The organism is Rania fehmarnensis (assembly GCF_056494185.1).
Genome location: NZ_CM151398.1, coordinates 5,679,970 through 5,699,579, shown reverse-complemented (window position 1 = coordinate 5,699,579; position 19,610 = coordinate 5,679,970). Strand labels below are relative to the sequence as shown.

At 56.5% G+C, this 19,610-nt stretch carries 12 protein-coding genes; 6 read left to right on the top strand and 6 right to left on the bottom strand.

Annotated features, from left to right (window positions below):
- The first annotated feature begins 12 nt into the window (after positions 1-12).
- Together SH573x_RS19455 and SH573x_RS19450 are read left to right on the top strand one after the other, a co-directional pair.
- Entirely contained in the window at positions 13-3,849 is a 3,837-nt protein-coding gene (locus tag SH573x_RS19455) for a hydantoinase B/oxoprolinase family protein (RefSeq protein WP_479349383.1), read from the top strand.
- Positions 3,846-4,178: a hypothetical protein gene (locus SH573x_RS19450; RefSeq protein WP_479349382.1), complete on the top strand. Its 333-nt coding sequence runs from the start codon at positions 3,846-3,848 to the stop codon at positions 4,176-4,178. Before SH573x_RS19455 ends, SH573x_RS19450 begins: the two co-directional genes overlap by 4 nt.
- A 2-nt stretch (positions 4,179-4,180) precedes the next feature.
- On the opposite strand, the gene SH573x_RS19445 is transcribed toward SH573x_RS19450, so the two are convergent.
- The 6 genes from SH573x_RS19445 to SH573x_RS19420 form a co-directional block, all read right to left on the bottom strand.
- Positions 4,181-4,876 carry a hypothetical protein gene (locus SH573x_RS19445; RefSeq protein WP_479349381.1) on the bottom strand — a complete coding sequence of 232 codons (696 nt, stop codon included), beginning with the start codon at positions 4,874-4,876 and terminating at the stop codon, positions 4,181-4,183.
- 213 nt (positions 4,877-5,089) lie between these two features.
- The gene (locus SH573x_RS19440; RefSeq protein WP_479349380.1) at positions 5,090-6,739 is read right to left on the bottom strand and encodes a serine/threonine-protein kinase; all 1,650 of its coding nucleotides are present in this window, start codon (positions 6,737-6,739) and stop codon (positions 5,090-5,092) included.
- The gene (locus tag SH573x_RS19435; RefSeq protein WP_479349379.1) at positions 6,723-7,325 is read right to left on the bottom strand and encodes an RNA polymerase sigma factor; all 603 of its coding nucleotides are present in this window, start codon (positions 7,323-7,325) and stop codon (positions 6,723-6,725) included. The genes SH573x_RS19440 and SH573x_RS19435 overlap by 17 nt, the downstream gene beginning before the upstream one ends.
- Before the next feature lie 223 nt (positions 7,326-7,548).
- Positions 7,549-8,913: a tetratricopeptide repeat protein gene (locus SH573x_RS19430; protein WP_479349377.1), complete on the bottom strand. Its 1,365-nt coding sequence runs from the start codon at positions 8,911-8,913 to the stop codon at positions 7,549-7,551.
- A 106-nt stretch (positions 8,914-9,019) separates the two neighbouring features.
- The gene (locus SH573x_RS19425) at positions 9,020-12,535 is read right to left on the bottom strand and encodes an AAA family ATPase (protein WP_479349376.1); all 3,516 of its coding nucleotides are present in this window, start codon (positions 12,533-12,535) and stop codon (positions 9,020-9,022) included.
- 476 nt (positions 12,536-13,011) lie between these two features.
- Entirely contained in the window at positions 13,012-14,322 is a 1,311-nt protein-coding gene (locus SH573x_RS19420) for a Gfo/Idh/MocA family protein (protein ID WP_479349375.1), read from the bottom strand.
- Positions 14,323-14,613: 291 nt separating this feature from the next.
- Between SH573x_RS19420 and waaF the strand changes: the two genes are divergently transcribed.
- From waaF to SH573x_RS19400, 4 genes are all read left to right on the top strand, one after another.
- The gene (waaF, locus tag SH573x_RS19415; protein ID WP_479349374.1) at positions 14,614-15,669 is read left to right on the top strand and encodes a lipopolysaccharide heptosyltransferase II; all 1,056 of its coding nucleotides are present in this window, start codon (positions 14,614-14,616) and stop codon (positions 15,667-15,669) included.
- Positions 15,670-15,687: 18 nt separating this feature from the next.
- Positions 15,688-16,560, top strand: a complete 873-nt coding sequence (locus tag SH573x_RS19410) for a glycosyltransferase family protein (protein WP_479349373.1) — start codon at positions 15,688-15,690, stop codon at positions 16,558-16,560.
- Positions 16,561-16,793: 233 nt separating this feature from the next.
- The gene (locus SH573x_RS19405) at positions 16,794-17,789 is read left to right on the top strand and encodes a cyanophycinase (protein WP_479349372.1); all 996 of its coding nucleotides are present in this window, start codon (positions 16,794-16,796) and stop codon (positions 17,787-17,789) included.
- Between the two features lie 38 nt (positions 17,790-17,827).
- Positions 17,828-19,567, top strand: a complete 1,740-nt coding sequence (locus SH573x_RS19400) for an amidase family protein (protein ID WP_479349371.1) — start codon at positions 17,828-17,830, stop codon at positions 19,565-19,567.
- The last annotated feature ends 43 nt before the right edge of the window (positions 19,568-19,610 follow it).

Here is a 19,610-nt window from a genome sequence, read left to right as displayed (position 1 = left end):
GAAGGCAGTGCGTTGGGCTATCAAGCTTGGATTGATGTCGGTGGTACGTTTACCGATTGTTACGTTGTCGATCCACATCGTCCGCAGGCTCGGCTGCGAATCAAAATCCTCTCTAGCGGGCTGGTACCTATGGCCATCCAGACCGTCGATGGTTCGGACACTGAGCTAACTTCGCTGGAACTGGCTGGCGATCCTGATCACTTCTGGCGTGGCGCGGAATTGCGTTGTTACGATGCACAGCGCTGTGTTGTTACAGCGCCCAAGGTGATCGCTTTCCGCGGCGGCTCTGGGCAACTCTCGGTGGCTGAGCCGATTCCTGCCGAAGCGGTTAGTTTCGAACTAGACGCCGGCTTAGAAGCACCGGTGCTGGCGGTGCGACGACTCTTGAAGTGTCCGTTGCAGGAACCGCTGCCGCCGGTGAACGTTCGCCTGGGCACGACGCGTGGAACCAACGCATTGTTGACACGCCGCGGAGCGAAAGTCGCACTGGCCATCACGCATTCGCTAGAAGATCTGCTGCTGATCGGCGATCAAACGCGGCCGCATTTGTTCGAACTGGCTATCCAGCGCGATGATGACTTAGTCGCACTGGCCGTCGGTATCGAAGAACGTTTAGATGCCAGCGGAGAGATATTGACGCAGTTAAACGTCGACCAGGCACAAAGCGCGCTCGACGCAGCCTGGCAGGCTGGTTGTCAGTCACTGGCCATTTGTTTGATGCACAGCTATCGCAACTCGACCCACGAAGAGCAATTAGAAGCGCTTGCGCGGCGAGTTGGATTCACGCATATCAGTCGCTCCAGTTCACTCGCTCCGCTGATTGAAATCGTTGCTCGAGCGCGTACGACAGTGGTCGATGCTTACCTCGGTCCGATCGTGCGCAGTTATCTCCAAAAACTCTTCCATCAGTTCGGCGGCGAATCGACAGCCCAGCTGGAGATCATGACCAGCGCGGGTGGCTTGGTCGATTGGCGCGCTATGGCAGGCAAGGACAGCATCCTGTCCGGTCCAGCCGGTGGCGTGGTCGCCCTGCGCGCCTTGGCCCAAGCCTCTGGATATGCCCAGTTGATTGGCTTGGATATGGGCGGTACCAGTACCGACACTGCCCGCACCGCGCCCGATCAAACATTGCAATACGAATCGACCAAAGCTGGCGTGCGCATTCTGACGCCGACTCTGCCGATCGAGACCGTGGCCTCGGGTGGCGGTTCGATTTGTTGGTTTGATGGTGTGAGTTTGCGCGTCGGTCCTCAAAGCGCAGGGGCGATGCCGGGCCCCGCCTGTTATGGGCGTGGTGGGCCATTAACGATTACTGATCTGAATGTTTATTTAGGGCGTTTGCCTGCCAGCCAATTTCCCTTCCCACTCGACCTCCCAGCCATCGAAGATCGATTGCAGGATCTCAACGCACAATTGCAGGTCGCAAATCTGGCCTTTGATTCGTTGGCGCTGCTGGCTGATGGATTGCGCACCATCGCCGCCCAGCAGATGGCTGAAGCGGTGCGCACAGTTTCCATCGCGCAAGGCGCTGATCCTCGTCAGCATGTGCTGGTCGGTTTTGGTGGAGCTGCTGGACAACATATTTGCGAGATCGCGGAACTGCTGGGCATCGAGCGCATTCTGCATACGTCCGAAGCAGGACTGCTGAGCGCGCTGGGCATGGGCCTGGCCCAAGAGCGTCGCGATCAGACTATGCCGCTGTATCAACTGCTGAGTGCTCTCGACCTGCCCGACGTATTTCGGCAAGCCGTCAAGACAATGCAGGTCATGGCTCAAGATTGGTTAGCGCGGCAGGCGCTAGTTGAACTGGGCATCACCTTGGAAATGCGATACCAAGGCACGGATGTATCGTTGTCGATTCCGGCTGTCGAAGAGTCTACGATCGAGCAACTCACTCAGAGCTTTCACGCCGCTCATCACACTCGCTTTGGTTACGCTCGCCCAGCGCGGGCGATCGAAGTTGTGGCAGCGCGCCTGCAAGTGACTTTGCCACCCGAGCAGAGCTGGTCGAATATCACCTGGCCAGCAGCCGATTCGGTCAAACGCTTACCGACATCGGCCGACCAAACATTCATCACGCGCGGCAGCCAGCAGGCTGCTGCGCATGTCATGCACTCGCAACTCTCATTGGGAATGCGCATCGTTGGCCCGGCGGTAGTGCTCAGTCCTGGTTCGACATTGGTGGTCGATCCACTCTGGCAAGCGACCGGGGGCAGCGATGGAACACTGCTACTGGAACGCTCCACAGTCGTCAACGCCCAGCCGAGCGCGAGTACACAACATGAAATCATTGGCAGCGATCCAGTGGCCGAAGCTGTTTTCGCGCAGCGACTGGCAGCGATCGCCACGCAAATGGGACTCGTTTTGCAGCAGACGGCGCTCAGCGTCAATGTCAAGCAACGGCGTGACTTCAGCTGCGCTGTGTTTGATCGGCATGGACGCATGTTGGCTAGCGCTCCCCATGTGCCAGTACATTTAGGCGCGATGGGTTCAACCGTACGAGCTGCCATGCGCGAGCATCCGCACTGGCAACCTGGTGACGTAGTCGTGACAAATAATCCTTACGCCGGTGGTTCGCATTTGCCGGATATCACGGTCATCAGCGCTGTGTTCGATGGCGCATCAACATCGCCCATCATGTTTGTCGCCAATCGCGCGCATCATGCTGATGTAGGCGGCATTACACCCGGCAGCATGTCGGTGTCGGCGACTCGATTGGGTGATGAAGGTGCGATCATACCGATGTTAAAACTCTCGGCCGATGATTGCGGAGATCTCGAACCGCTGCGGCAGCTCCTGTCCCAAGCACCATGGCCACCGCGAAACATCGACGAAAATTTGGCCGACTTGCGAGCCCAACTGGCGGCCAACCGTCGTGGCCAGCAGTTGATCAGCGAAGTGGCTGAGCGCATCGGTTGGCCGAGTGTCGAGAGCTTGTGCAATGCGGTATTGATGATTGCCGAGCGACGCGTGCGTAACTTCATCTCGACGTTGCCCAAGCGCCAGCGCACTTTCGAAGACTGGCTGGATGATGGCACGCGTATCGCAGTTTCGATATCGAGGTCCGATGATGAGCGGTTGCGGATTGACTTCACGGGTACGGGCCCAGTATCGCCGACCAACTTCAATGCCAATCCATCGATCGTTACCGCGGCGGTGATTTATGTGCTCAGATGTTTGATCGCGGACGATCTGCCGCTGAACGAAGGCATGTTGGCTGCGATCGACCTGGTAATTCCTGAAAGCGTGCTCAATCCAACAGTTGGCTCCAACTTGGCTGACAGTCCGGCGGTGGCAGCTGGTAATGTGGAGACGTCGCAGCGCGTAGTGGATTGTCTGTTAGGTGCCTTTGGCGCCGCGGCCGCATCCCAGGGCACGATGAACAATTTACTCTTTGGCAATGCGCGGTTTGGATTTTATGAGACGATTTGTGGTGGCGCCGGAGCGACGGCCCAGTACGATGGCGCTTCGGGCGTACATACGCACATGACCAACACGCGGCTGACCGACCCCGAAGTCCTCGAGGCTCGCTATCCAGCGCGCTTGCTGCACTTTGGACTGCGTTCCGATAGTGGCGGTGCGGGTGCTAAGTGCGGTGGCCAAGGTGTGGTGCGGGTGATTCAATTTTTAGAAGACGTAGCGGTGTCGCTGCTAACATCGCGTCGCGGTCCGTATCAACCTTATGGCCTGGAGGGTGGCTTGCCGGGTTCGGTTGGAGTTAATATCAAGATCGACGCACTAGGCCAGCGAACTCAACTACCCGCCAGTTGCTCGTTAGAGTTGCATGCGGGCGAAGCGCTCGAATTGCAAACCCCAGGTGGTGGCGGCTATGGAACGCCAACGACATGATTGAACATGAACTTGAGCCGTGGATCGTATTGATTGATCAGGCAGAAGCAACGCAACCAGCTCTGTGGCGTGTGTCCCAGAGCGAAGCCGCATCGTTGGCCTTGTTCTCCACGGCACAGCGAGCTGAAGCTTACGCAGCTGGCACTAGTAGAGACAACTCGCGAGTCGTTCAACCGACTCGCGTGTCGCTCATCGGTTTATTTGTTCAATGTTACAAGCAAGGCATCCGTATCGCAGTGCTCGATCCGGATGGCGAGGCCGCCAAGCGAGCGTTTGATCTGCGAGAAGTTTTGAAAGCCGCGCGGATCGATCTGAAAACGCAAATGTAGAATTACTGGCTGGCCTTTGAACGCGGCTGACTTGCGGCAGGTGCCGTTGAACTACTCGAACTATAGGTTGCAGCCGTACCGAACTGCGACGGAGTAGTGCTGTAATTTTGAGGATAGTAGAGTGACGTTGGTTGGATGGCATTCATCCAAGCTCGGGGTAGGCCCAGACCGACATGTGGTTGTTCGATCATCAACATAATCATTTTTTGAATTTCCGCTTTGGATTTCTTTCGTTCGTCCAGTTGAGAACGCATCTCTTTGACACGAGCTTCAATGTCGGCCAGAGCTTTTTCACGCTGTTCCAAATCCCGATCGAGTTGTGCACCAACTAGTGCACCGACTGCTTCGCGCGCTTTGGCTTTTGTTTCTTCCGATTCTGCGGTGCGCAGGTCACTGATGGCCCTCTGAAAGTCTGCAGTTTCGGCTGGATCGACCGTTTCCGCTTGATAGATACCAAAGGCAGTGTTTGGGCCATTGGAGGGCATACTGCCGGGCCAGGCGTTTGAGGTAACCGAAGGCAAGGTGTCGAATGGTTGTGTACGAAACTCACCAGGTGCAGCGCCACCAGAGCGAGCTTTTTCTCCGTTCGAATTGAATTCACCGCCCGGCGTTGACGGCGGTTGTGATAGGCCAGGCGAGTACGCACTAACCATCACGACAATGGTCAAGAGGCCAATCGACATGAATGCCTTAGGCATGGGTACATCCTTTTCTGTTGGTTACGTTCCAGCGAAAGTGGTTAAAAATTTCGAACTCCTTCGTAGCGGAACTCGTCAAGAGTTTCGAACTCCTTCGTAGCGGAACTCGTCAAGAGTTTCGATGGTATGGGCAAGGGATTGGTGCCGCTTCGAAAGCCTTGACGGCTTCCGCTACGAGTTTCCTTCGAGTGTTCGCCGTGGGGTGCGTTTGTGCTACGGTGTCTGCGGTATAAAAAGTCCTGACTTAGTTAACTCCTTCCAGGCGGCGATATCTTTCTCGATGGCGTCCAAAGTTGCGTCCAATTCTGAGAGGTCCATTTGCGGAGGGTGATAGATATTCATCAACCAGTCCCAAGACTCGAAAGCGTCGACTGACTCCAGTTTGGCGACATCGCTGGCCAATCGATTGAATTGCTGGTGCCATTGGTCACTTTTCAGTTGCTGACGAAGCGATGCACTGGCGGAGTCTGGTGAGAATGGACGGTTTGCGATAAACGGATTTCCGTTGACGCCCGGAAGGAAGTTTGACCCACGCTTGACGGTAACTCCGGGTGTCAATCGTGGAACATTGACCAGAGCTGAATTAAAGCCGTACTCACTGAAATTCATCCACATCGCGGATCCCAAGACCCCTAGGCAGAGACATGTTGCCACAACCAGCTGAATGACTTGTCGTCGTTGCTCTGCTTTTGTCCGGCGTTGATAGTCACCGGATTGCCAGTCTAGTACTACTTGATTCAAAGCCTGCTCGACCTCTTGCGCACTTTGAAAACGACTGGTTGCCGACTTGTCCAGCAGCTTATCGATGATCGTCGCCAGCGGCTGCGGTACTTGCGGATTCAACTGGCGGATGTCACCTGGGCTGGCATGACAGATCTTGTTCAGGACTCCCATCGCAGTCGCCGCTCGAAACGGTGGACGACCAGTCAGCATGAACCACAGCACACAACCGAGACTGAACAGATCGCTGCGGCAATCGATCGTATCGCCACCGGCTTGTTCGGGTGACATGTAATGCGGCGTGCCGGTTACGATTCCGGTCCGCGTCATGCTGGCATCATCCACCATGCGAGCTAAACCAAAATCGGAGAGGACTACGCGCAACGTATTGCCATCGAGCAAGATGTTGGCGGGTTTCACATCGCGATGAATAAGACCCTGCGCATGAGCTGCGGACAGGCCTACGGCTGTCTGCTGCGCAATCCGCAAGGACACCTCAATCGGCAATGGGCCATGGACATCAACATGAGCCTGTAGCGATGGACCATCAATGAAACTCATCACCAGGTAAGGCAGTTTCTGGTCGACTTCGACGTTGTAGATCGGGATGACGTGCGGATGAATCACCGCAGCGATAGCCTGGGCTTCGCGAGCGAATCGTTTGCGCGCGGCGGCGTTATGAGCCAGATGTGGCGCGAGCACTTTGATAGCGACCGGCCGATGCAGGTCGCCATCGAAGCCCTTCAACACCACTCCCATACCACCAGCGCCGATGATCGATTCAATGTCGTAACGTCCCAAGCGCCCCAGCAGTTCGGGGTGAGTGGGTTCGTCTAAAAAGTCAAGCGAAATCGGGTCCAATTCGACTTCGTTTTCGATGGCATCGCTGGGATGCGAGAGAATGACGGTGTGGGCATTGAAGGCTGAGCGGCTGGCGGTACTTAGTTCACTGGTCAAGTCCAAAAGCGCAGGCTGACGCAAATGGTCGACCAGTTCAGTCGTCCACTGTCCTTCGCCGGAGAGCTCTTGCAGGCGTCGTCGGCATTTGAGGCACGCTTCGACATGAGCCGCAATTGGTTGCAACGTCGTGGTCGTTTCATCGGCTGATAGCAGTTGCTGCAGTTGATTATCGCTGGAGTGCATCTTCGGCCTCCAATCTCTGGACTACTTCGCGCAAGCGGGCTATGACGCGCGAGCGGGCAATGTAGACTGAACCGATGGACATGTTCAATTTGTCAGCCACTTCCTGGAACGGTAGCTCTTCGATCGATGACATCACAAACGCTTGCCAGGTTTGTGGCAGCACTGCTTGTCGAACCTGCGCGGCGGCCAGTTCGAAGATCGCTTGTCGGTATTCTTGCTCGATTTGCGCTTCGTGGAGGTCTTGTGACTCGGCCAGGTCGTGATGCAGCTTCATAAAATTCGAAGTACCGCCAACGGATCGTTCGCGGGCTCGTGCCGTTACTTGCTTGATCAATTGATTGCGTGCGATTCGAAATAGCCAGCTGCGGAAACTGCCCCGGCCAGGATCGGGTTGCCAGCGATGCACCGAACCGGCCACCGCCACCAAGACGCGTTGCACTAGTTCGCGTGCGTCGTGCTCTTGCAAGCCGCGGCCCCGCGCAAATCGTAAGACTAGCGGCTCATACAATTCCACAAACTCTCGCCAGGCCACGCCATCAGCCGAGCGAGGTAGTCGCATGATCAAGCTGATTCGAGTATCCGACATTGGAGAATCTCTCGAGAAACAAACACCCCAGCCCTGTACTACTGCTCGCCACCCGGTTCTTTCACGAGTACTGAAAAATTCTCCAACTTCTCGCAGATCGCGCTCCCGCCGTAGCGGAATGAGTCAAGCATTTCGAAAAACGGTCGTCGCGGCGATCGAAAGCTTTGACGGCTTCCGCTACGGGAATACTCGAAAGCCTTGACGGCTTCCGCTACGATTTATGTTACGTTTTCAACTTTAGCAGTTCGTCCCGCATTTGGCTGAAGACGGCCTCCCAATTGCCCAGCGTGGGTTGGCGGAACAGTCGGACCGACGGGTACCAGGGGGAATCGCTGCGGCCCAGCAACCATCGCCAATCGGGGGTGTAGTTTAGCGCGATCCAAGTCGGCACACCTAAAGCGCCACCCAGGTGAGCAATCGAAGTGTCGCTGGTGATCACTAGATCTAGTTGCCGCATGATCGCGGCTGTGTCCATAAATGCGCCGCTAGTTTTGTCAATATTGTCACCTAACGAGCGGAGCGGCTGGCTGCCTTGCCATCGGGGCAGTTGTTCGGTTCCAAACCCACTCTGCAAGCTATAGAGTTCGACGCCCGGCACGTCAGCCAAGACTTCGAACTGTTTCAGGGCGACGCTGCGAAATACATCGGCTTGATGGTCCGGGTTGCCTTGCCAGGCGATTCCGATGCGCAGCGTGTCGGCCGCGCGCGGCAAACGCCCTGCCCAATAACTCTGCAAATGCGGAGCGGGTCGGACATAGCTATCGTAGCTGGGAATGTTGGATTCGTTGATATTCAACAAGTCCGCCACATCCAGTAGTGAGCAGTGGCAGTGGACGGCTGTTTCTAGCGGCAGCGTATTGGGATACATCGGACCCAGTTCGGGCGATTGCTGCAGCAGAGCCAGCAATGGTGCCTGGCAATGCACGATTGTCTTGGCACCACGCTCTCGCAACACCCGCGCGAAACGCACGAAGTTCAACGTATCGCCCAGTCCCTGTTCGACCGTTAGCAGAATGAACTTGCCTTCCGGGTCACTGCCGTCCCAAACGGGAGCGTTGATATTGGGCCGATGCAGGTCGCCCACGCGCCAACGCCAGCGATACTCACGCCATCCCTCTTCGAATCGGCCTTGCAGAAGATAGATCACACCCAAGTTGCGATGCAACTCGGCTTCGTTAGGATTCAGCTTGAGCGCCTGCTCGTACCAGTGCAGCCCGCGGGCGATGTCACCGGTCCAAACATGCAGGGTCCCGCGATTCTTGAACGCATTCAGATAATCAGGCTTGAGCCGAATCGCTTCTTCGAAGCAACGATCTGCTTCATCGATCTGGCTGACATAACGCAGTGAGTTGCCGAGATTGTTTAGAGCCACTGGAAAGTTTGGCTGCAACTTAAGGGCTTGTTGATACGCAGCGATCGATTGTTCAAACTGGCGTTGATCATGCAGAGCAATGCCCAGGTAGCACCAGGCCGCCGCGTGATTCTGGTCTTGAGCCAAGACGCGACGATAGATGGCTTCCGCATCGGCAATTTTCTTCTGCTGATGCAGCCCCCAGCCTCTTACCAATTCCTGTTCCAGCGATGTCATCCCGACGTACTCTCCATGAAATGTGGGACAAAGTCACGATTGTAGCATTGTTTGCAGGCTGAGCACTCATTGGGGCACTAGTCCTGAACCGGAAGGGGCCACATGCCTAGAAGGGGATTTCCATTTCGCGTCGTTCCAGCGTGGCAGCGCTGGGGATGCCGGTAAAGTCGATGGCTTCCCAGAGATGGTTCTCGCGATCGACGCGGATGACTTCCAACAAGCAATCGACTAGCTTGCTGTTGCCGCATGGAAACTCTTGGCTGCTGAGTCCATCGGTAATTATGTTTTCCGCTAGATGAAAAGTGCGTCTCGGATCACGATCGGGCAGCGCCGTGGGATCAGTCCAAGCGGGGCCCAGCGACACGTCCCACAAACGACTGGGCTCGACGATAACTCGAAAGCGTTGGCGACGCTTGGGGCCAGTGGCACTGGTGTCATGGAAGTGCATGACGCCGTGTTCTTCATTCAGCCACGCGCTGACACCCGTTCCGGAGATCTGCAGCGCCACGCCAGCGAGCGACGGATCGTTCTGCGTCCAAGTAGTGGAACTAGTCTCGCGGTAGACGTCGCAGGTTTTGACATTGACCATTGCATCCTGATTGACCTGTTTGGTGAGCAGGCGAAAAGCAGGCTGCGTGTCGGCGGCCTTTTCGGCGTCTTCAACTTTGCGTTGCGATTGACGTTTGCGATACTCGGGTGACTCGCGGTCTTTGTTAGCTTCGTAGTTTCTCAAGCTAAACAGCTCGACCTTCCATTGGTTGGCCGCAGCCAGTTGCTCGTAGGCTTGCCACAAGACCGCAGCTCGCGCGATCGGTCTGCCTACAATCAGTAGCGTACACGTTTCGTTCTGCTTGGTACGACCTTCCAGCAGAGACACGACGGCGGTACGCAGTTGTGTCTGAAGTTGTTCGGGCAGTTCCAGCAAACGCTCGGAGCCGATCGGCTGATTGTTATACCAGTCGATCATCACTTGACTGTGTGCCGCCGTGATCTGTTGGCTAGCCTGGCCAAGTTGTTCGATGACACGATGGTTACGTTCCATCTTGACGGCATTTTGTTGGATCTCTTGTTTCAGAGCGCTAGCTCGTCGACTATTGGAGGTGCCTTTCAGTTTTTCAAAAAGCGTATCATTCAGTCGCTGCAACCGTTCGGTCTCATTTTGTAGATCGCGGAGCGGACCACACTGCATCGCCAAACGGGCCATGCGCCCAATCTTCTGCCACTGATCGATGGCCAGTTCAGTCGACTCACGCTGCTGACCGGGTTGCGATTCTATGCGCTCGGTGTGAATAGCTAGACGACCAGCCGTCATGTCGGCGCGGATGATCCAGGCATTGCCTGATGGTAATTCCGAAAGCGTGTTGGCCAGCGGCACACACAACTGTTGTTCGATCACGCGTCGCAAGGGTCGCGCACCATACTTGGGTTGATACCCGAGCGTCGCCAGATAGTCGATTACTTCGGTGGAAACATCCAGTTGGACATCGGCATACTTCAGCCCTGGACGCTCCTTGAGCAAATTGACTTCGCGCTCGGCAATTTTGCGGACAACCGCAGGGGGCAAAGGCGCAAACGGTACGATGCGATCGATGCGTCCCAACAGTTCGGGACGCACGAAACGTTGGACTTCGCGTTCGAAGTGCGAGCGCCAGTCGGCCCCACTTTCTCCGAAGCCAAACCCCGACTCGCGAAACGATTCGACTCCCAAGTTGCTGGTCATGATCACGACCGCGTTGCGGAAGTCTGCCAATCGGCCCAGCGAATCGGTCAGGCGACCTTCGCCCAGCAGTTGCAGCAGCATATCGAAGACTGTCGCATCGGCTTTCTCAAATTCATCCAGCAGCACAACTGAGAACGGTTGCTCGCGAATGGGCGATGTCAGCGTACCGTCCCCTTCATCCGGCCGGCCAATCAAGCGGACCGCGGACCAGGGAGTAGCGTATTCGCTCATATCGATCCGCACCATGCGTCGCGTATCGCTGTACAGGAGCCCCGCAATCGCCTTGGCCATTTCCGTCTTGCCCACACCTGTTGGACCGATAAACATCAGCGAAGCCAGCGGGCGCCCGGGTCGCACCATGCGGGTCTTTAAAGTCGCAATCAAATTGACGACCAGGTCTATCGGTTCGGCTTGCCCAATCAAATGCGAGGCCAAGCGTTGACGAATGCGCTCTAGATCGATGGTGATGGAATCGTCGACCAAAAAATTTGGCAAACCGGTTTGCGAAGCAAACGCGCGGGCCACATCAGCCGATTCAATCACGGCTCCTGGCGAGCTACGTTCAAGAATCGTCTGCATCAAGCGCAGAGGTTGAGCGGGCAAGGCACTGTAGCTGGCATATCGTCGATGCAGTCGATTGAGTTCTTCGAGGGCCGATTCGGTGAACTCCGTTTTGGCTTGTCGCTTACCAGGCTTGACTTGAGTGCGATGCTCGGCCGCTTGTCGCAAGATATCCGTGACCGCTTCGGTAGATGGTTCGGTCACTTCATAGCGCACTAGCGCACGCAGCAGTAGTGGTTCATCGCGTTCGATCAGCGTGATTTGTTCCGGCGTGCATTCGCCTATGATGACAAGTCGACCTCGAGCGATGGCCTGACGAATCATCGAGGCCACGCCGGGCTGACCTTCGATCTTGCCGGCCTCCATCAATTCGATGATCGATCCAACGTGCAATATGGCCTTGGTCGCATGGGCTTCGCGGATCAGTTTCAGACAGCGCTCTTGCCACATGCCGAACCCCGACATCCCCGAGACCAGACGCGAGCCGGTGGTCGACCAAATCTTGCGACTCTTCAGCTCGGCCAGGCCGGAACCGTTTACGCCCACGCTGGGTGCTGCATCACTGCCGCGCATGAGATGCACGAGCCGGTGCACGATGGCCGTCTTACCCACACCCGCCGGTCCAACCAACAACATGCTCTGCGGTGTTTGCCCGACCAGGTATTCAGCGATATCCAGCGCGGCCTGATCACGACCGAAGACCTGATCCAACTGAGCTTTGGTAAGATCGCTGCTGGTCGAACGCAGAGTGATCGTGGCTTTGCGCGCCCGGGCTGCTTTGGCCTTGGCCTCGTCGGCTTCATCCAGTTTGTTGCCAGGCGACCGAATGGTGGTGCTGACGGTCATCACCTGGTAATCGAACTGACGCTGAAAGAAACGCTTGTAAACATCCAGCAGATGAAAGCGTTCGCCCATGCGCACCAGCGACGTGCGCACTTGTTGAACGATGACCTCGTCGGTTAGATCGCCGGCGGTTGCGTAAAGTTCGCTGGCCAGGTTGGGGATCGTCACCAGGCTCATGCCATCGTCGAAGTCCCATCGGAATCCGCGAATCGACATCTCTAGCGGTTCGTTCCAAGCCAGACTGCGCTCTGCGGGGCTGAGCTCCAGCGGGATCTCGATGACCACTGGCAATTGTGACAATCGTCCGGACACCAGCCACTTCCGCGGAGATGCCCGCCCCAGTTCTTTCTCCGCCTTTTGCTTGAGCTTGGGTTCAGCTTCTTTCCAAGTGCGACCAACGACCTGGCTGCTCCACGGCGACATCAAACGCGCGTGCACATACTGATCGCCAACTGTCTCCAGTTGAACCATAACTTTGGCAATCAGCGTCTCTGGCATGGCCTCGGTTCCTACTCAAACGTCGTGCAACCGAGGCTAACGCCTACGGCTTAGTCACCTCCCCCGCGCCGCGGGGGAGGTCGCAGACGAGGCGTTCAGCCGAAGTCTGCGGGAGGGGGCACAGCGCGACACTAGGCCCCTGCGGTACTAACCACCTGTACAGGCCAAGACCCCTCCCGAATCTCGCAAAGCCTCGATTCGACCTCCCCAAGGCGAAGCCTTGGAGAGGTGACGCAACCGAGGCTAACGCCTACGGCTTAGTCACCTCCCCCGCGCCGCGGGGGAGGTCGCAGACGAGGCGTTCAGCCGAAGTCTGCGGGAGGGGGCACAGCGCGACACTAGGCCCCTGCGGTACTAACCACCTGCACAGGCCAATACCCCTCCCGAATCTCGCAAAGCCTCGATTCGACCTCCCCAAGGCGAAGCCTTGGAGAGGTGACGAAACCGAGGCTAACGCCTACGGTTTAGTTGGGGAGTTATACTTCCCAGCCGGCGCGATACTTTTTGGTGATGAGCGAGTTGGCTTCGGGTGAATTGGTGGAAACCAACTTGTCAGCATCCCACTGCAGTTTCTTACCTACGCGATACGCTACGGTACCCAGCAGGACGCTTTCGGTCAGGCCACCGGAGTATGTAAAGTTGCAGGTCGTCGGCGAGCCGTCGCGGCAAGCCTTCAGCCACTCTTTGTGATGACCAATCGAACGTGGAATGGTTTTCTCAGGCGGCGTGTAGTCGGCGAACTTGTCGCTAGGATACAAACGATACTTGTCATAGTCGGCGAACATCATGCCACCTGAACCCACGAAGAACACACCGCTGGCGGGCACGCGTTGCTTGTACAGTTCCTTGGGTATCATATCGCCATCGTACCACACCATCTTGATCTGCTTTGACTTGTCTTTGGCTGGGAATGTCCAGCGAGCGATCATGCCTTCGGGGGCCGTTTCGGCGTGTACCGGTGGGCCTTCGGCTTCGATTGTGGTGGGATGAGTTAACTCCAACGCCCAGAAGGGCAAGTCCATAAAGTGACAGCCCATGTCGCCCAGCGTACCGGAACCGAACTGCCACCAACGTCGCCACTGCGCGGGATGATAGCGGCCTTTGGCAAATGGACGTTCCGGAGCCGGGCCTAACCACAAGTTCCAATCGAGATTCTCAGGAGCCTTTTCGGTTTCGGTCGGCAATTCACCACCGCCCCAAGCCTTGCCAACCCAGACGTGAACTTCGTGCACATCGCCGATCGCGCCCGACTGAATGATCTCGACCACGCGGCGGTAATTTTCGCTGGCGTGAATCTGCGTACCCATCTGCGTGGCCAAGCCTTTTTCTTTAGCCAGCTTGGCTACCAAGCGAGCTTCGCCCACGGTATGGGTCAGAGGCTTTTCACAATAAACGTGTTTGCCAGCATTGAGTGCGCGCACCGTAGCGGGCGCATGATGATGGTCGGCCACCGCGACGACGACCGCATCAATCTTGTCGCCTTCTTTGTCGATCAACTCGCGATAGTCGCGGTATAGACGAGCTTCCTTGAAGGTGGCCGCCGCAATGTCGAGATAGTTTTTATCCACATCGCACAGGGCCACAATGTTCTCGTGCATCACTTCTTTAATGTTGTCGTCGGCGCGATTGGCGGTACCGATGCAGGCCAGGTTCAGTTTTTCATTGGGCGACTTGGACTGGGCCGCGGCCAGGCTGCTCCAATATCCGACCGAACTGGCGGCCACCGCAGCTGCACTGGCGGCCTTGAGGACTTGACGACGATTTGGGCTGTGAAGTGGTTGGTTCATGTCTTTCCCAGTCAGCGGTATAGCAAAGGATAGCAAATGGCCCCATGGCCTTAGCCCCATATGCTAATCAAACGCGTGGCGCAGCGGCAACTACCCGTCTGGTAATGGAATAAGTCGTGCACGTCGTAGCGGAAGCCGTCAAGGCTTTCGAATCGAGCGCTGATCTGTCGCGTTGCCGCTCGAAAGCCTTGACGGCTTCCGCTACCCAGTGCCACCCAGAGGTTTCTCTTGTGCTGGATGCGGCAAACTTGCTACGATGGCCGCGAACTTCACGGAGGAAGGGTTTATTTAGTGAGCGAAACAATAGCGGTAATTATGCCCAGTTGGGTTGGCGATGCGGTTATGGCCACGCCAGCGCTGCGCGCGTTGGCTAGCCGTCAGTCGGCCAGCGATACTCTCTTGGGTGTCATGCAAACGCCCGTAGCCAGCGTGCTCGAAGGCACTCCCTGGTTTACCGAACAGCTGATCTACAACAAACGGACGCTGGGCAGCCGTCTGCAACTAGCCACTCGCTTGCGCGCCAAACGGCCCGATACGGTTGTATTACTGACAAATTCTCTATGGACTGGTTTAGTGGCCTGGCTCTCCGGCGCACGTCGCCGCATCGGTTATGCACGCGACGGCCGACGGCTGCTACTGACCGACAGTTTGCCGACCTTGAAGAAGGCCGACGGAGCACGGGCACCGGTACCGGCGATCGATTATTACTTGCAATTAGCGGCCAAGCTGGGGTGCGATACCAGCAATCGACAGATGGAGTTAGCGGTCGAGGCACAGGATCGAGCGCTGGCTGACGAGTTATACCAACGCATCGGTTTTCGCGATCACTTGCCAACCGTCGTTATCAACTCCAGCGGATTATGGGGCGTGGCTAAAGTTTGGCCCGCAGACAAAGTTGAACAACTGGCACGACGCATCGTGGAAAATCATGCCTGGCAAGTTCTCTTGCATTGTGGTCCCAGTGAACGCGAAGCGGCCGATGCGGTGGCCTCGCGCGTCAATCATCCACGCGTTCAAAGTATGGGCCGCGCAACTCAACTGCCCTTGGGGCTGACCAAGGCTATCCTGCAACGCGCGAGCGTGGTCGTGTCGACCGATAGCGGACCACGCCATATCGCAGTGGCCATGAATCGACCCGTTATCGGGTTGTTTGGACCCACCGATCCCGCTTGGACACGCACCTATAACATCGGTGAAATTGAAGTTGGTTTAGAGTTGGCCTGTCGCGGCTGCTGGGAAAAAACTTGTCCGCTCAAACACAATCGTTGCATGCGCGATCTGGGCGTCGAAACTGTCTACGGAGCCGTGGTAGCCGCCGCTACGACGCAACGATATCACGCGGCTTAGTCCAGCGAGTCAATTACTATGCAAGTTTCCGGATTCTCTGTCGTTCGCAACGCCATTCGCTACGACTATCCGTTTCTGGAAAGCCTGCGCTCGCTCTTGCCGCTAGTTGACGAACTGGTGTTGGCCGTTGGTGATTGCGATGATGGCACGCTGGAAGCGCTCAGCCAATTGGATTCACCCAAGCTCAAGATCATTCACTCGGTCTGGGACCCCGAGGTCCGCAGTGGTGGGCTGATCATTTCGCAGCAAACCAACCTGGCCCTGGATGCATGTCAGGGCGATTGGTGTTTCTATTTACAAGCCGACGAAGTACTGCATGAGAACGATTATGATCGTATCGATAGCGCGTTGCGCAAAGCCAAAGATCGGCCGGAGCTGGATGGTTTGACGTTTCGCTATCATCACTTTCGCGCCGACTACTATTATCGTGATCCTCTGCCCTATCGACGTCAGACGCGGATCATTCGCCGGTCGTCGGGAGCGAGGTCTTATGGAGATGGATGCGGGTTTGCCATCGAAGGCCGCAAGCTGCGAACACAAGCCACTGGCGCTTGGGTCTACCATTACGGTCACGTCAAACCGCCGCGGCATATGTCGGCCAAGATGGATTTCTTCTGTTCGTTATACGATGGCCGTCGAGTCCAACCGGGTTCGGAGGCTATTCTGGATAGCTATGGTTGGGATGTCCGCAGTTGCGAACCGTTTCGCGGTACGCATCCCGCTGTTATGCATGCGCGCGTGCGAGCCCAGGATTGGACGGCACCGCCTTGCAGATTGACTCCACGTTGGCGCAATCGGCATTATTACGCTGGTCTCGCCTACAAGAACTCGCGCTCCCTGCGTCGGTGGGCGAGCCGATTTCAAGCTTTCGTGGGCCGAAAAGCTGCCTAGATTTGGAAATTGAAAACACAAAAGAAGCTTCCGCTCTTGCAATGCGTTTTCAATTGAAACACAATGAGGGTCCCCAAAGAAGTTCGACCTACCCCACTCGCACACTCCACAAGGTGATGATCGTAATCGCTCAATAAAGCGATTGCGATCTGGCGTCGATGTGTTTCGAACGGTCATGTGTGGCGCGGCTAATGATTGGCTGCGTCCAGAGCCCAAACAGAAGGAGTTCTCGCATGCGGGCAACACAAGTTCTCGCCTCTACTGTGCTGGCGTTTATTGCTTGCCAGTTCCCAGCCTTCGCCCAGCTCAACCAAGCTTCAATTCTTACAACCTCTGGCGCCGGTGAGTCAAATTCGCCAGTTGTCTCGACTGCCTCTGTCACCAGTTCAAATCGATCCAGCAATTTTCAAATTGACCTTACCACGGCGGTCGATGCGTCCACCGCGTCTATAGACTCCGCCGAACGTTTCCTGGCGGAAGAAACAAGCGACACCAAGCCCAGCCAAAAGGTGTTGGGTGCGTTAATGCTGTGCGGCGGCGGAACACTGCCCCAAACGCTACTCGAGACATTCTTCGAAATGGGTCAAGCCTCGCAGGGCACCTTGGTGATCATTCCGAGTGCCAGTAGTCATGCTGATACCGGTGACTACACACCCATGTTGTCAACCTGGCAAGCCTTCCCTTGGGCCAAGGTGCGCGTCCTGCACGCTCAGGATCGCAACCAAGTCGAGAGCGACGATGACTTTGCCAACCCGCTACAAGAAGCGACTGCGGTTTGGATTTCCGGTGGTGATCAGCGCCGTCTGGCCGAACGTTATTTAGGCACACGCGTCGAGCGTGAACTGAAGAAAGTAGTACGCCGCGGTGGCGTTATCGGCGGCACCAGCGCTGGTTCAGCCATCGCATCGCGAGTGATGATCTCTGGCGGCCGGCAACAACCGGTCATCGCTAGTGGCCTAGACCTGCTGCCAGGTTCGATTATCGATCAACACTTCTCGCAGCGCAGCCGCTATCAGCGGTTGGCTTCGGCCGTCCAGCAACATCCCGATCGAGTCGGTATTGGAATCGACGAGAGCACGGGCTTGGTTGTTTCGCAGACCAAGGCGCGAGTCTTGGGCGCAGGTTCGGTCTATGTTTATAATCGCCAGCAACAAGCATCCGAAAAATTCGAGCCGCTGCGCTTCGAGTCGGGTATGGATTTCGAATTGCCCGAGTATACACCCGACTGAGCGTCCTTCCTCAAAACTATGACTAGTCAGGAATAAACGTGAATCGCCCGCGTGATAAAGAAGATCCTCCAGCGACTGGTTCTTCCACTTACTCGCGGCGCACGGTTCTATCGGCTCTCGGTGGTTTAGGTCTAGCCGGTGGCGTCTTTGCGCGAGCTCTGCTGGCACAGGCCACAGGTAGTCCCAAGATAACTCTCGACATGATTCGGCAAGCCGAGTGGATTGCCGATCTGGAATTGACCGACGAGCAGCGCCAGCAGTTAGCGGATGACCTGGAAGAGAACCGAGCCGATCTATCGCGCTTGCGGGCTCTACCCTGCGACGCGGACTTGCCACCTTCATCCAGCTTTCGTCCCGATTTCTTTTGCGAAGCCGACAATAACGAGCGCATTAAGACCGCTCGCTCTGCGTCGACGGCGCCTATACCCATCAAGCAATACAAACGTGACGGGTCAGCGCCACCCTTGCCGGGCAGTCAAGTCGAGATTGCCTTTGCCAGTTTGATTGACCAGGCCGCCTGGATTGAATCAGGCCAGTTGAGCAGCGTTGAATTGACCAAGATCTACTTGGAGCGACTCGAGCGATTTGATCCGACACTGCACGCTGTGGTAACACTGCTGCGCGAAAGTGCGTTAGAACAAGCGGCCGCCTCGGACCTCCGTCGCTCGCGGTCGCAATCTTTGGGCATACTCGATGGCATTCCCTGGGTAGCCAAAGATCTCATTGCCGTGCCTCCCTATAAAACTACTTGGGGTGCCGCGCCCTATAAAGATCAAGTGCGCCCGGTCCAAGCCACCGTGGCTGAACGCTTGCAAGCGGCCGGTGGGGTGCTGTTGGCCAAGGTCAGTCTCGGCGCGCTGGCCTGGGGCGATATCTGGTTTGGTGGCACCACTCGCAATCCTTGGAGCACCGAACAAGGCAGCAGCGGCTCGTCAGCTGGAACATGTTCTAGCGTAGTGGCCGGCCTGGCAAGCTACGGTATTGGTAGCGAAACGCTGGGCAGTATCGTTTCGCCCTGTGTGCGCTGCGCCGTTAGCGGGTTGCGACCTAGCTTTGGTCGCGTCAGCCGCGCAGGATGTATGCCGCTGGCCTGGTCGTTCGACAAACTTGGGCCCATCGCTCGCCACGTAGATGATTTGGCCATTGTCTTCTCGCATATCTATGGCACCGATGGTCGCGATCCCAGTGTCGTGGATCGCCCGTTCACGTGGCCTGATGCTAAACCTCTTGATCGCATCGTAGTTGGCACGACCGATGAAGAGTTAAACGAGTATGAACAGCGCGGGCTCGATTGGCTCAAGTCCCAAGGGGCCAAACACGAAGTCATCCAGCTACCCACTCGCTTTCCACTGAATGCCATGACCGTCATGTTAGGCGTGGAGGCCACAACGGTCTTCGACGACATCCTGCGCAGCGATCCCAATGCCGATCTGGGATTGTGGCCCAATTCATTTCGCAAAGGCCAATTCATTTCGGCTGTACAGTATCTCCGAGCCAGTCGTTTGCGGACGCAATTGATTCAGGAGACCGAAGAGGTTTTGCGACCGATCGACGTTCTGTTAGGAGCCGATGATTTAGTGCTGACCAACCTCAGTGGCCATCCCAGTATCGTGGTAGCCTTAGGCAGCGAAGAGAAACGAGATCGCCCACCACGTCCCGCCACTGTCAAACTGACCGCCGCCATGTATCGCGAGTCCATCTTGCTGTCGGTCGCCAGCCATCTGCAGCAACATCTGCCACCCATATCGCTGCAGAACGTCGAACCATTTTCAACCTAACCCTGGTTACCTGGTAGCGGAATGCGTCAAGCATTTCGTGAAC